This window comes from Deinococcus humi (assembly GCF_014201875.1).
In the GTDB taxonomy this organism is placed as follows: Bacteria; Deinococcota; Deinococci; order Deinococcales; family Deinococcaceae; genus Deinococcus; species Deinococcus humi.
In genome coordinates, this window is the sequence record NZ_JACHFL010000001.1 from 592,619 (window position 1) to 607,064 (window position 14,446).

The window sequence follows — 14,446 nt, forward strand, 5'->3', positions numbered from 1 at the left end:
AGTTGCCCCGGCCTGCCGGGCAGGGCGGCCCACGGTGAGGGCGCCGAGTCGCTATGCTGAGCGTCAAGAACACTGCCGAGAACCCGCGCCGCAGCGCGCCTCAGCCCGGACCCACCCCCGAGGAGAGAACATGACCCAGAGTGCCCAAAGTGAACGCGCCCAGACAGCCCTGAACGCCAGCGGAATAACCGGAGCGCCCCTGATGTCGCTGGAGCGCGACGACGCGCTGTTCGTGCTGACCGACGACGTGCTGGTCTATCAGGACGGCGGCGGCACCCGGCGCGTGACCCTGCGCGACCTGACCCGTATCCACAGCGATCAGGCCGGGCTGCTGAGGGTGGAGACCCCCGCCGGCACAGCCCTGACGGCCAGCCTACTGGGGTTCGACGTGGGCCAGGTCCAGAGCTTTTTCAAGGGTGTCCGCAGCGCCACCGCCCGCGCCAAGGACCTGCCGGATTCACCCACGCCAACGTTGGGTGGGGCCAAGACTTTTGGCACGGCGCCTACCGCGGCCAGCGGGCAACGTGGTCCGCAGACGGCCGGGGCCGCTGCTGCACCCAAAGACACTGCGCCGGAGAACACCGTCCCCGAGGTGGCCGGGATGCCCGCATCGTCTGGCACTCCAGGCACAGGGGCGCAGCCCGAACCGTCTGCCCCAGCGATCCCCCCCGCCAGCACGACCGGTTCGGAGGCCGAGAAGAGCAGCACTCCAGAGGCAGCTGGTGCCGATTCCAATCCCACCCCCAAACCGCAGGACACGGCCACGCCAAAGCCCCCTTCCACCCCTTCGAGCGAGCCTACTACTCAGGCCGCCCGACCTGCGGAATCCAGAAAATCCGGAGGCAGCCCCGAGAACCCGGTGGTGATCTCGTCCTCGAGCTTCTCGCCCCATGTCAGCAAGCCGGGGCTGGGCGCGGGAGGCACACTGGACAAACCCGATACCGCCAGACCCGAGGCAGCCAAAGGGAACTCGGCCACACCGGATCTCCGCAAGACCCAGCCATCCGCCGTTCCAGCGGCGCAAACGCAAACGGCCCCAAAGATCGAGCAGCCCAGCCGCCCCACCCCGCGCAGCGCCGTGCCCCTTCCCAACAGCGCTGCTACGGCGTCCCGGCCAGACCGCGCAGCAGCCGAAGCCCATGCGGACACGCCTGCATCCGACAGCCCACCTGTGACTGCGCCGCCCGTGACCGCCCTCTCGAAGGTGGCGGCGGCCACGGCGCTGGCCCGGCAGGCGGGCACCGTGGAAAGTCTGGCCGGGCGACTGAAATTGCTGGCCGTGGTGTTGTTCGTGGGGGCGCTGCTGCTGGCCTTCTTCCAGTTCACGGGGGATCAGGCTCTGGCCGGCCTCTGGACGCTGCTCTCGGGCGGCGTGGGTGCCATTGCGCTGCTGGCGCTGGGCGAGATGTCCGGGCTGCTGGCCCTGATCGCCCGCACGCCCGGTCCGACCAGTGAAGCCGTGCTCGACAGCGGACATGACGACTGAGATTCACACCGACGCCCAGCGCGACGCGCGCGAGCTGCTGATCGGGGCCGTCTCTATTCCATCCCTGTCCGGACAGGAGGGCGAGCTGGCCGCGTACCTGCGGGACTGGATGGAGGCTCGCGGCTTCGCGGCGCAGGTGGACGAGGCGGGCAATGCGGTGGGGGCGCGCGGCAACGGCCCCTACACAGTGGCACTGCTGGGCCACATGGACACCGTGCCAGGAGACATCCCGGTGCAGGTGGACGGGGGGGGCGTGCTGCACGGGCGCGGGAGCGTGGATGCCAAGGGTTCGCTGTGCACCTTCATGGCCGCGGTGGCGGCGCTGCCGCTCCAATCCCTGAGCCGCGTCCGTTTCGTGGTGATTGGCGCCACCGAGGAGGAGGCCCCCAGCAGCCGGGGCGCGCGGCACATCATGGAGGTCCTGCAACCCGACGCCGTGCTGATCGGCGAACCCAGTGGCTGGGCGGGCCTCACACTGGGCTACAAGGGCCGGCTGGTGGCCCAGGTGCGCGCCGAGAAGGACAACTTCCACACGGCGGGAGAGGGCAGCAGCGCCGCCGACGACCTGACCGAGGCCTGGTTTCGGGTGCGTGCCTGGGCGGCCAACAGCGTCAATGGTCAGGGGGCTGGCGCCCCCGGTATCTTCGACGCCGTGCAGGCCACCCTCCAGAGCATAGGTTCAACAGGAGATGGGCTGACCCAGCGGGCCGAGGCCGCCATCGGTCTGCGCCTGCCACCTCGCCTGAGCCCGCAGGACGCTCAGGAGCAGATTGTGGAACTGCTCAGGGACCTGCCCAGCGTCTCGGTGACCTTCGTCGGTCACGAAACGGCCGTGCGTCACCCCAAAGACAACGCCCTGACACGGGCCATGCGCGTCGCCATTCGCGCGCACGGCGGGACTCCGGTCTTCAAGGTCAAGACCGGGACCAGCGACATGAACGTGGTGGCTGACCGCTGGCCAGTGCCCACGCTGGCCTACGGCCCTGGCGACAGCGCGTTGGACCACACCCCCGACGAACGGCTGGACCTGGCTGAATATGACCGCGCCGTACGGGTGCTGACCGACGCGCTGACCCGGCTGGCCGCCTCGGTGCCACAGGGCGACTGAAGCGCGCAATCCGCCGCAATGGCCCTCCGGGGCGTGCGCTACGCTTGCCCCATGATCCGTGTATTGCCCCCCGAAGTCGCCCGATTGATCGCGGCGGGCGAGGTGGTCTCGCGTCCGCTGGACGTGGTGCGTGAACTGGTAGACAACGCGCTGGACGCTGGGGCAACGCGCATCGAAATCGAGCTGGAGGGCGGCGGCCTGTCGCTGGTGCGGGTGCGCGACAACGGCGCCGGCATTGGCGCAGACAGCGTGCCACTCGCGGCGGTGCGTCACGCCACCAGCAAGCTGGAGCCGCGTGCCGAAGCGGTCGAGCGCGTGACCACGCTGGGCTTCCGGGGCGAGGCGCTGTGGGCGGCGGCGCAAGCCGGAGCATTGCACCTGATCACCCGCCCGGCCGATCAGGTGGGCGCGTCGGAGGTCTGGGCGCAGGGCGAGGAGGTGCGGGTGGGCCGCGCAGCCGCACCAGCAGGCACGACAGTCACGGTGCGCGGCCTGTTCGCCGGGCTGCCCGCCCGGTTGCGGACCCAGGCCCCCGCCACTGCCGAGGTCCGGGAAATCACCGCGTTGGTGGGCCGCTACGTCCTGCACCATCCGGATTTGCACTGGCGCCTGGGCGTGGACGGCGATCCCCGGCTGGTCCACGCTCCTGCCGATCACCGGGGCGCGGTGGCCAGCGTGTACGGCCCGCTGAACGCCAACCGGGTGCTGAAAGTCGAGTCCGATGGAGAAGTGGGGGTGCGCGGCGTGATCTCGCGTCCGGAGTTGACCCGCGCCCGGCGGGACCGCATGCACTTCAGCGTCAATGGACGGCCCGTCCTCGCGCCGCCGGAGCTGGAAAAGGCCGTGATTGAGGGCTACGCCGAGTTGCTTCCCGCGGGGGCCGCGCCGCTGTGTGTGCTGGACCTGAGGGTGGCGCCGGGGGACCACAACCCCAACGTTCATCCCGCCAAGCAGGTGGTGGCGCTGGCCGATCTGGGCGGCGTGGCGGCCCGCGTGCGGGAGGCGGTGGCGGCGGCCCTGGCCCAGCACCCGCTGGCCCGCGCCGCGCCCGCATTGATTGCCCCACCCGCGCCGTCCGAGTCGCCCCGCAACGGCTCTTTCCCCGAACTGACGCTGGTGGGCATCTATCAGGAACTGTATCTGCTGGCCCAGGGCGAGGGCGACCTGTGGGTGGTGGACGCCCACGCTGCCCACGAGCGCGCGCTGTACGAGCGCCTGGGCCGTGAACTCCTGTCGGCCCCACCTGTGGAACTGCCCGAGCCGGAGCTGCTGCACCTGACCCCACAGCAACTGGCCGCCCTGCACGAACGCGCCGCCGAATTGCAGGGCTGGGGCCTGACCATTGAGGACTTCGGCGCAGGGCTGGCGCGTCTGCGGGCCCTGCCCGCGGCGCTGGCCGCACTGAATGTTCCCCGGCTGCACGAGCAGATCGTGGAGGGAGCGCTGGGCAACGGGCCAGATCCGCGCCGCGACGTGCTGGCCGCTCTGGCCTGCGCCCCCGCACTCAAGGCCGGAATGCTGGACCAGGGGCGCGGTGAACTGGTGCTGGCCGCCCTAGCCGCCTGCGAACACCCCTGGGCCTGCCCCCACGGACGCCCCACCACCCTGCGCCTGTCGGAGCGCGATCTGGCCCACTCCTTCGGGCGGCGCGGCGTGCGCGACGTGGCGCGCGGACGGGACGCCGAGAAAAAGGCGGTCCTGAAAGAGTCCCAGCGCCACTGAGCAAAGGAGAAGGGGCGCATTGGAGGATACACACGCCCCATCCTTTTTTTGATTTTAAAGCGGCTGAGTCAGGCGCCGCGCCGCCGCGATGTACATGCGCGTCCCGTGGTCCAGGGCACGTTCGTCAATGTCGAATTTGGGATGGTGGTGCGGGGCGTGGTCCGGGCCGCCCGCACCAATCAGCACGAAGGTGCCAGGGGCCAGGGTCATGTAGGCGCTGAAATCCTCGCTGCCCATCAGCGGTTTGCCGTCGGTCACCGTCACCGTGTCGCCAAAGGTTTCCTGGGCCACCTCGCGCAGGATCGCGGTGGTCTCGGCGTCGTTGACGGTGGCGCGGTACCCGTTCTGATAGTTGAACGTGTAGCTGGCCCCGAACGCCTCGGTGATCCCCTGCACGATCTTCTCCATGCGGCGGGGCATCTCTTCGCGCAGTTCCGGATCAAAGGTCCGCACCGTGCCGTTCAGGGTGGCGGTGTCAGGAATGATGTTGTGGGCGGTACCGGAATGGATCTGCGTCACGCTTAGGACGGCGGGGACGATAGGATCGAGCTGGCGCGAGATCACGCTCTGGAAGGCCAGTACAATCTGCGCGGCAATCACCACTGGATCGACGGTCTGGTGCGGGCTGGCACCGTGACCGCCCTTGCCCTGGATGGTGATGTCGAAGCCGTCCGGCGAGGCCATCAGTGGCCCCTCGCGCAGCATGATGACCCCGGTGGGAATGGGGCTCATGACGTGCTCGCCCATCACCACTTCCACCCCGGCCAGAGCGCCGCTGTCCACGATCTGCTGCGCGCCGCCGGGGAAATGCTCCTCGGCGTGCTGGAAGATAAAACGCACCTCACCGTGTAGCTTCTCAGGCTGACCCGACAGCACTTTCGCCGCGCCCAGCAGCATGGCGGTGTGTGCGTCATGGCCGCAGGCGTGCATCGCGCCCGCGCGCTTGCTGGCGAACGGCAGGCCGGTCTCCTCGGTGATGGGCAGGGCGTCCATATCGGCCCGCAGGAGGACGGTGCGCCCCGGTCCGGCCCCGCCCTTGAGCGTCGCCAGCACGCTCGTCGGTGTCGGGCGCGTGACCGTCAGGTTGGGCAGTTTCTGGAGCTGGCCCTCCACGAAATCGGCAGTCTCATTTTCGTGAAACGACAGCTCCGGGTTCTCGTGCAGGTAGCGTCGCCACTGGATGACCTGCTGCTGAAGGGCAAAATCTTCGATGCTGGCCTGGGTGGGCTGACGGATGCTCTGGGTCATGGAAAATCCTCGCGGCTGAACTTGAATGGCTGGAGGGTGATCCGAACATCCTTCCGGATCACCCTGACTGCTCTCCGAAAAGGCGGGCTTACTTCTTGCCGTCGATCGTGATTTCCTCGAAGGGCAGCAGGCTGGACGGTCCCGGCTGCCAGCCCTTGACGTAGGTGCGGATGGCCGCCAGCGGGCGCGAATGCACGATGGGCAGCCGGACGTTGGCGTCGTACGTAATCTGGTGGATCTGGGCATACGCCTTGGCCTGACCTGCACGGGTGCTGCTGGCAGCGGCGGCCCGGAGCTGATCGAAGATCTTCTGGTTGCTGAAATTGCTGTCGGCGCTGGCTTCCTCGCCGTAATACGTGTTGTAGAAGTTGTACGGGCTGGCGTAGGGGCCAGTCCAGCCGATCATGTACATGTCGAAGCCGGGGGCCTTGTTGCGGTCGTCGAGGTATTTGGCCCAGTCCTCGGTCTTGAGGGTGGCCTTGATCCCGATGGCAGCCAGGTCGGCGGCCATCGCCTCGGCAATCGGCTTGGGCGTGGGGAAGTACGGGCGCGACACCGGCATGTACCACAGGTCCAGCGCGAAACCATTGGGGTAACCCGCCTCGGCCAGCAATTTCTTGGCCGCCGCAGGGTCGAACTTGTAGTCAGCAGGCACCTTGGGGCTGTTGGCCCAGCTCAGCGCCGGGGGCAGGAAGTTGGCGTCGGTCACGCCCAGATCTCCCCAGAAGGCGTCTACGATGGCCTTCTTGTTGATTGCCATACTGATGGCCTGCCGCACCTTGTCGTTCTTCAGGTACTTGTTGCCCAGATTCAGGCTCAGCATCCCCACGTTGAACGACGGTACCAGCACCGGCTGGAGGTTCTTGTCGGCCTTGACCGCACTCAGCTGTTCGGGGTTCAGATCCGTGGTGAAGTCGATGGTTCCGGCCTTCAGCTCATTCAGGCGGGCGCTGGGGTCTTTCAGGAAACGCAGCACCAGCGCGTCGTACTTGGCCTTGGTGCCCCAGTACGCCTTGTTGGGGACGAGGTTGATCCGGTCCCCGGTCTTCCAGTCCTGCATGATGAACGGCCCGGTCCCGACGGGCAGCGCGGCGGGCGTGCCGTACTTGGCCCCGGCCTTCTTGATGGCCGTGGGCGAGGCGATGCCAAAGAAGCTGGTGGCCAGCGTTTCCGGCAGCTGCGCGTAGCCGCGGGTCATGCTGAAGATCACCTTGTTGGGGCCATCCGCGCGCACGCTTTTCAGGATGGTGCCGGGATCGCCCTTGAAGCCGCCGAAGATGAACTGCCAGGAGGTGAAGGCCTTGCCCTGTTCCTTCGCGCCGCCGGGGGCTGCGGGGTCCCACCAGCGGTTGACGTTGTACACCACCGCGTCGGCGTTGAACGGCGTGCCATCGGTGAACTTGACCCCCGGACGCAGGGTGAAGGTCCATTCGGTGGCATTGGCATTGGAGCTCCACCTCAGCGCCAGACCCGGCGCGATGTCGCTGGTGCCATTCTTGAAACGCACCAGACCGTCATAAACCAGCATCTGCGGGGTGGCCGAGTTACCGTCGGTGATGGTTCCGGAATCCAGCGAGACCGGTTCGCCGCCCGCGCCGTACACGAGGGTGGCCGCGCCCGCCGAGGTACCCAGCAGGGCCAGGGAAAGGAAGAGGGAACGCCGCATAGAAGCCTCCTGAAAAGAGAGAAGGGAAAGCAGAATGGGGAGCAGCAGGTTGTCGAACAGTTCCGAGGCTAGGGATTGCAGCGGGCAATGTCAAACGTGTTGCCCAGACGGTGGGCTGTCGTGTCCGGCCGGGCCGGTTACAGGTTGTCCTTGAAAAACGCCACGCTGCGGTTCAGGGCCAGGCGCAGATTGCCGCTCAGATTGTGGTTGTCGCCGGGATACCTGTAGGCGGTGAAACGCTGTTTAGCGGCGCGCAGATCATCGGCGAAGTCCTTCTGGAAGCTGTACGGTACGTCCTCGTCGGCAGTGCCCTGATGCAACTCGATGGGCCGACCGTCCAGCTCCTGCAGATAAGCATTGGGGCTCAGGGCGCGCAGATAGCGCCGGTTGAGGTTGTCCAGCGTCGGCTTCTGCTCCCCTGGGGGCGAGTTCCAGTCGGTGGCCAGCACGTCGTAACTGGCGACCACGCCCGCCCACAGCGAGGCGGCTTTCAGTTCCGGGTCCACCAGCATGGCCCGCAAGGAAAGCTGCCCACCCATGCTGTGCCCCCAGAGGCCCATCCTGTCGCGGTTCACACGCGGATCTTTCTTCAGGCTGGCGGCAGCATTGAGCACATCTACCGTGTAGCCGGGATCGTTGTAGCCGCCGCGCGCCTCACCCTCCGAGTCGCCGTGACCTCGGTAATCGCTCTTGAGGGTCACGTATCCGGCCCGGGCGAAGGCATCCTGGTAAGCCACGTACCGCTCGGTGGTGCGGTACTTTTCCGGCGGGATGTAGCCATGGTTGAACACAATGGCGGGCCAGCCTCCCTGCGGGGGCGTGCCAGTAGGAACGGTCAACAGGGCAAAAATCTTGAGTCCGTCGGACTGGTACGAGACCACCTGACGGCTGTAAGTGCTGCCCGCGCTCAGCGTCCGCACCACCGTCATTTCGCTGCCCGGATACTCGCGCGCCCGCAATGCCGGAATGCTGATGGGCTGGCGGGCCACCAGTGCCTGAATGGCGGCGTCCGTGATTTCACCGGAGGGGCCGGTCTGGACGGTGTTGCCCTGGGAATCTTCGGGCTTATCCGTTTCGTCCTGCGCAGCCGGGGCGGCAGGCGTCCGTGTCTGCCACGGTACCGCGAAGGGCAGATTCTCCGGCTGGGTGACGGCGACGTAGCCCGCCCCCAGCACCAGCAAGAGCATCATGAAATTGAGCAGGCGCCTCATACGCTCAGAGGTGTTCTTTGAAGAACGCCACGCTGCGGTTCAGGGCCGTCTGCAGGTTGCGGCTGAGGTTGTGGTTGTCGCCGGGATAGACGTAGCTTGCCACCGATTTGTTGATAGCCTTGAGATCCTTGCTCAGCGTGGTGTGAAACACGGGCGGCACGTCCTCGTCCGCGGTGCCGATGTGCAGTTGAAGCGGACCGCCCAGATCTTTGAGGTAAGTGTTGGCGCTTAGCGAATTCCAGAATTCAGGGTTGCTGGCAGGGGTGCCGTATTGAGCGACGGCCTTCTTGCGCAGGTTCAGCACTCCCTGGGGAATGCTGGCAGGAGCAGGACTGTTCCACTGGGTCATGATGGCGTTGTAGTCGCCCACCACCCCCGCCCAGATCACCCCGGCCTTGATACTGGGATCAATGACCATCGCCCGCAGGCTTAAGAAGCCGCCCATGCTGTGGCCCCACATGCCGATGCGCGCCGCGTTCACCCGTCCATCTCGCTTCAGGCTGCCCAGGGCATTCATCACGTCGTCGGTGTAGCCCGGCGAATAATAGCCGCCCAGCGCCTCACCCTGACTGCTGCCGTGACCCCGGTAATCACTCTTGAGGGTTACAAAACCTGCCCGGGCGAAGGCGTCCTGATAGGCCACATAGCGCTCGGTGGTGCGGTAGACGTTGGGCGGAATATAGCCGTGATTGAAGACGATGGCCGGCCAGCCTCCTTTGGGCGGGGTGCCGTTCGGAACAGTCAGTAGAGCGTGAATGGTCAGGCCATCGGACTGATAGGAGACCACCTGACGGCTGTAATTGCTCCCTGCCCGCAGATTCGTCAGCACTTTCAGGGCGCTGCCGGGATACTTCTTTTCGCGGGCGGCCTTGATGCTCATGTCCGCCACGTCCACCCTGGCAAGCGCAGCGGCAGATTGCGCCCCAGCCGACGAACCTGGAGCAAGCGTGCCGAGCAGCAGGGACAGCCACAGAAGGGGGTAGAGTTTCACCTGCTCAGGCTATAGGCACAGCGCGCCCTGAAAAGCATCGGCCCAGACGTTACGGCCCTGAGGCAGGCTGGCGCGTCGCGTTGACCAGGTACTCTAACGGCTGATGTCGTAGCCCGTGATCTTGGTCACGGCGCGTGGGTTGCTGTCGCCCAGCGCCTGGCTGCGGTCATACAGGTTCCAGCCGCGCGAGACGGTCATCTGGGGTAGCAGTTCGCCGCCACCGGGCCAGCTTTCAGGCAGATCGAGCGGGCCGAACGTGCCGCCCGCCGGGCTGAAGACCAGCCATAGCCTGTTGCGGGCCACCGTTTCGCCCAGGGTGAATTTGGCGTCGTTGTTGGCGTCATTGAAGACCACCACTTGATAAACACCAGCCAGTCCGGGGATGCCCGGCAGATCGAAACCGTACTGCCAGGTGTTGGCACCCGCGCTGATCACGTTCTGAGCGATTCCGCTGTTGTTGGTCACGGCCACCGGCACGCCTGTGCCCACCAGCGCCAGCCGCAGCCTGGGAGACGTGCCCCAGTCACCACCGATGGTGCCGCTCAAAGCGTAATCGGCAGGGGCCTTGACCTCCTGTTGCCCGCAGGCAGCCAGGGTCAGCGAAAGCAGCAGGGCGGCGGGCAACAGAGAGCGCATGGCACAAGCATACGAGAGGGAGCCATGAGAAGCAGGACCACCCTTGCAATCCTTTACAGTTCTTTAACCTCAACAGAGCTTTGAAGGAAATGGCTGCTGCTCAGCCATGCCGTAAGACCCAGCTCATTGCTACAGCCCGACATGAGGTCAACATGATGGTTGCTTGATAAGCACTTGCCCACCTGTAGATCGGGCGCTATCCTGCGCCCGTCCCATATGCAGCTTGATGCTCCGATCAAGCGTCGCGGTCCCTGAGAACGGCAGAGCACGTTCAGCGGCCTGCGCCTCTTCACGTTGCACACAAGCGTCCCACCCGACCGCCCCGATGGTTAAGGGCACGTCTAAAGGAGATCACATGAAGCGATCCTCACCCCTCGCATTTCTGGCCCTCACCGGGTTGCTTCTCACGGCCTGCAATACCTCCGGAACGACCCCGGAAGTCAAGCCGCCGACCCCGACTGGTCCTGGCACCATTCAGGGCATTGTCGTGGACCAGAACATCGGTGCTCCCGTGACTGGCAGCACCATCACGGTCTCCATGGACGGCAAAGAAATCACCACCTCGACCAGCAAAGCGGACGGCACGTTCACGCTGTCGAAACTGCCGGTTGGAACCTACGATCTCCAGGCCCGCAAGCCCGGTCAGGCCGGATTCGATCTGCACGGTCTGGTCGTTACGGAAGAAGCGGTCAAGGTGCGCGTGATTCAACCGCCAGCCTTCGAAACCAGCGCCACAACTGACGGCGCCAAACTGGTGCTGACACGCGCCGACGGCACGACGCCGCTGGCAGGCACCACGTTCACCGATACAGTGGACTTCAAGATCACCGCCGCCGCCGATTCCAATCACGTAGGACCGGTGCGGGTGATGTACGCCCAGCTGGGACGTACACCAGGTTCCAGCAGCGTGACCGGCTCGTCACAGGACGGCAAGTGGTTCTTCACTCCCCAGCAGGACGTGTTGACGCCTCCCACCTCCGGGGCCGTCACCCTGCCCAACGACGGTACGCCCAATTTTATCAAGGGCTTCGGCAGCGCCGCCGGTGAAGCGGTCAACCTGGAAGTCCTGGTCGTCGATTACAACTACAACTATTCGGTGTATATCGTACCGATTACCCTGAAGAACACCGCCAAGGAAGCGAACGCGACGGTCACGGCTCCCCAGAACGCCGCCGCCGTGGCGTACACCCTGAAACAGGAAGGGTCCTGGACGCAGCCGTACTCCCTGCCTGGTGCGGACGCCACCACGCCTGTGGTCAACGCCGCGCCCAACGGCTCCGGTGTTTTCGTTGAGCTGCGCTGGTGCAACACCGACGCCGCCCCATTTGCCTTCGACATCGAGCGCTCAGCAGACGGCACCACCTTCAGCAAGATCGGTACCGTGGCGGGCGGCACCAGCACAGCTTGCCCGGCCAACCAGCTCTCACGCCCCTTCTTCTACCGCGACAACAGCGCCGACCTGAGCGTGGGCCAGACCTTTACTTACCGGGTGGTGGCACGCGGAGCGAATACGGCTGCCAGCAACACCACTCAGACCACTCCTCTGGCTCCGTTCATGCCCAAACTGCTGGCCCCGGGCGATGAGGCCACCGGCGTTTCGCTGACCCCCACTTTCGTGATCGGTCACCCACAACTGGAGATCGGCGCGGACGGCGCAGCGTACAACCTGCAACTGCGCGACCTGTTCAACCTGAGTGGCTACAACCTGCCAGGCAACCCGGCCGTCGCCAACACCCTCGGCATGTTCCGGGTAGAAGAAGGCACCGGGGAGGCGGGCAACGGCGTTCCAGTCGGGCAATCGCAGGTCTACACCTCGGGGCTGCGGAGCAACTACCTGCTCACCGATACGGCGGGCCTCATCGACACGAGCAAGCCCAACCTCGCCCCCGTGGACATGGCCAAGCACACCGTCAGCCTGCCTCTGGATCTCTTCGCCGATCCGCTGCAACCGCTGCGCCCCTACAAATGGCAGATGTACGCTGGCTACGCTTACAAATACCTGCCGTCCGAGGGGGATCGCATCAGCGCTTACTCGGTCTACGCCTGGCCTAGCAGCGCCACTCAGCCGATTCCGGCCACCCGGCCCCTGAACCAGAACTTCGACTTCATCACGGGTCAGCAGTAAGCGGAGGCGGCCGCGCGGATTCAGGCAGTTGCCCCCGCCCGGCCCCACAGCTGAATTCGCCCCACATTCCGGCCCAGTGACCGTCGACACTCGGTCCAGCGCTTTCAAGGAGCTTTCATGCACAGACCCTCTCTCCATAACCTCAGTCGCAATTTCGGCGTGGTGGCCCTCACGGCGCTGCTAGCCGCCTGTGGACAACAGACACCCGGAACGACCCCGACGGCCGTCAAGCCCAAGGCCGACCTCAGCGAACACGCCACGGTGGCTCAGAGCGGCAAACTGAAGTACGTGCAGAACGAACTGGTGGTGGGCTACACCGACCAGTCCAGCCTGAACCGGGCGGCGTCCACTCTGAAAGCCACGGTGGTGGCGACGATCCCCGAAATCCGCGTGGCCCTGCTCCGCGTGCAGGGCGACAGCCTGAAGGTCAGCTCGCAGGCCTTCCGACTGCCCGGCCTGCGCTACGCCCAGCCCAACCAGATCATCACCGGTGAAACGCCCCCCGCTGGACAGGGCAACCTGAATGCCCAGGCCGCGTCTACCGATCAGATTTTCGACGAACTGCCTCAGTACGCCCTGGACCCCCGGCATCTGAACGCCAAGGCGGCCTGGGACGCTGGACTGGACGGGCAGGGCGTACTGGTTGCGGTGCTGGACGACCCGGGCGACGTGTCGCACCCCGATCTGGCCGCCAACTGGGCGGGCAAGGCCTACAACCCTTTCCTGGACAAGGTGTATACCGACGCCGCCGAATGGGTCAAGGATTCTGCCAGCGAATTCGCCTCGCACGGCACCTTCGTGGCCTCCAGCATCGTGGCTGTCGACGACGGCAAGGGCATCGTGGGCGTGGCGCCCAAGGCGAAGTGGATGCCTGTGGTCATCAATCCGGCGGCCAAGACGGAAAACGAGTTCTATTCCTACTTCTATATTGCGCGTGGAGCCGTGTGGGCCACGAACAACGGCGCACGGGTGCTGAACAACTCCTGGGGCGGCGGCGTTTCCTTCGGAGCGGTCAAGGACGCCTTCGACTACGCCATGAGCAACGGAACGGCCGTGGTCGCCTCCATGGGCAACAGCTACTACGACGAGTACCAGTACCCTGCCGCTCTGCCTGGCGTCATCGCCTCGGGCGCCCTTGATGGCAGCAACCGCAAGGTGACCTTCTCGACCTCAGGGCGTCACATTTCGTCCTCTGCCCCTGGCCAGGACACCATGCTGGCCAACCCCACCTGGCTGGGCGGCGGACACGAATTGATCTCCGGGACCTCGTTCTCCAGCCCCTATACTGCCGGGGTTGCCGCGCTGGTATACCAGAAGTGCCCAGCTGCCACGCCCTTCCAGGTGCGCCGTATTCTGGAGACCACGGCCAACGGCAGCATCGGCTCCAATCCCAACGGCTTTGACCGCGAAACCGGCTGGGGCGCGCTGAACGCCGGGAACATCGCCAAGACCCTGACCTCCTGCGACAAGCTGCCCGCCAAGGGCGCCAACGCCAGGATCAACGTGACGTACCTCGATGCCACCGGCAAACACCCTGGCGTGCTGGGCGACGTGATCCTGCGCGGCAAGGGCATGCGCGCCGGGGCCACCGATGACCCCACCCCTATGTACCTGTCCACCACCGATGCCGAAGGCAACGCCACCTTCGCCGAAATCGCGCCCGGCGAGTACGACCTGTATGTGGCCGGTTCGGATCTGAGCATCACTGGTGGCAAGCTCGAGGAGCGCGGAACATATGTGGGCAGTTTCACCGCCACATCCGGCTCCACGCGAGTGAAGCCAGATCTCAAGGAAGTGATTCTCGCGGCAACGTCCCCCGACTTCAATCCGGTGGACCCCTACGAGCCGAACGACACCCCAGCACAGGCCAAGACCATCGCCTACGGGCAGACCACGAACACCGCCTATATCTTCGGCAAGCCCAACGATCTCGACTTCTTCAAATTCACCGCTGCCGTTGGTGATCAGATCAAGGCCGAAGTCCTGGCCATGGGGCAACTGGGTGGATCGCTCGATTCCTTCCTTTTCCTGATCGGTCCTGACGGCAAGGTGGTGGCCCAGAACGATGACCGCGGAGAGCCGCGCATCGACTCGGACTCCGAGGTCACCTACACCGCCAAGGCTGCCGGCACCTACTATCTGGCAGTCACCAGCTTCAACATCGCCTCCGATACCGGCGACGACGGCAGTCCCTTCAACAAGTACCAGTTGAAGCTCACGAAAGCCAACTAAAGTTCGTTCTTCTTCCGGCAG

The 14,446-nt window shown here is 65.6% G+C and carries 10 protein-coding genes; 5 read left to right on the forward strand and 5 right to left on the reverse strand.

What is annotated here, in order from left to right:
* The first annotated feature begins 130 nt into the window (after nucleotides 1-130).
* Genes HNQ08_RS03000 through mutL form a run of 3 tightly spaced genes read left to right on the forward strand, consistent with a single transcriptional unit; the run spans nucleotide 131 to nucleotide 4,316 of the window.
* Nucleotides 131-1,486: a hypothetical protein gene (locus HNQ08_RS03000; protein WP_184127589.1), complete on the forward strand. Its 1,356-nt coding sequence runs from the start codon at nucleotides 131-133 to the stop codon at nucleotides 1,484-1,486.
* Nucleotides 1,476-2,594, forward strand: a complete 1,119-nt coding sequence (locus HNQ08_RS03005; protein WP_184127590.1) for a [LysW]-lysine hydrolase — start codon at nucleotides 1,476-1,478, stop codon at nucleotides 2,592-2,594. The genes HNQ08_RS03000 and HNQ08_RS03005 overlap by 11 nt, the downstream gene beginning before the upstream one ends.
* 51 nt (nucleotides 2,595-2,645) lie before the next feature.
* Nucleotides 2,646-4,316 (forward strand): DNA mismatch repair endonuclease MutL, encoded by a 1,671-nt coding sequence (gene mutL, locus HNQ08_RS03010; protein ID WP_184127591.1) that lies wholly within the window; start codon nucleotides 2,646-2,648, stop codon nucleotides 4,314-4,316.
* A gap of 54 nt (nucleotides 4,317-4,370) precedes the next feature.
* Here the strand turns inward: mutL and HNQ08_RS03015 are convergent, their stop codons facing one another.
* From HNQ08_RS03015 to HNQ08_RS03035, 5 genes are all read right to left on the reverse strand, one after another.
* A complete protein-coding gene (locus HNQ08_RS03015) occupies nucleotides 4,371-5,564 on the reverse strand; it encodes a M20 family metallopeptidase (protein ID WP_184127592.1) in 1,194 nt (397 codons plus the stop codon).
* Nucleotides 5,565-5,652: 88 nt separating this feature from the next.
* Nucleotides 5,653-7,230, reverse strand: a complete 1,578-nt coding sequence (locus tag HNQ08_RS03020) for an ABC transporter substrate-binding protein (protein ID WP_184127593.1) — start codon at nucleotides 7,228-7,230, stop codon at nucleotides 5,653-5,655.
* A gap of 137 nt (nucleotides 7,231-7,367) precedes the next feature.
* Complete coding sequence (locus HNQ08_RS03025; RefSeq protein WP_184127594.1) at nucleotides 7,368-8,441, reverse strand: alpha/beta hydrolase family protein; 1,074 nt, start codon at nucleotides 8,439-8,441, stop codon at nucleotides 7,368-7,370.
* 4 nt (nucleotides 8,442-8,445) lie between these two features.
* Nucleotides 8,446-9,321: an alpha/beta hydrolase family protein gene (locus HNQ08_RS03030; protein WP_184127746.1), complete on the reverse strand. Its 876-nt coding sequence runs from the start codon at nucleotides 9,319-9,321 to the stop codon at nucleotides 8,446-8,448.
* Nucleotides 9,322-9,525: 204 nt separating this feature from the next.
* Nucleotides 9,526-10,068, reverse strand: a complete 543-nt coding sequence (locus HNQ08_RS03035) for a hypothetical protein (protein ID WP_184127595.1) — start codon at nucleotides 10,066-10,068, stop codon at nucleotides 9,526-9,528.
* Between the two features lie 355 nt (nucleotides 10,069-10,423).
* Here HNQ08_RS03035 and HNQ08_RS03040 point away from each other — a divergent pair, with 355 nt between their 5' ends.
* Both HNQ08_RS03040 and HNQ08_RS03045 read left to right on the forward strand, forming a co-directional pair.
* On the forward strand, nucleotides 10,424-12,193 hold the full coding sequence (locus HNQ08_RS03040; protein WP_229789629.1) for a carboxypeptidase-like regulatory domain-containing protein: 1,770 nt from the start codon (nucleotides 10,424-10,426) through the stop codon (nucleotides 12,191-12,193).
* Nucleotides 12,194-12,310: 117 nt separating this feature from the next.
* Nucleotides 12,311-14,425 (forward strand): S8 family serine peptidase, encoded by a 2,115-nt coding sequence (locus tag HNQ08_RS03045; RefSeq protein WP_184127597.1) that lies wholly within the window; start codon nucleotides 12,311-12,313, stop codon nucleotides 14,423-14,425.
* Nucleotides 14,426-14,446: the final 21 nt, after the last annotated feature.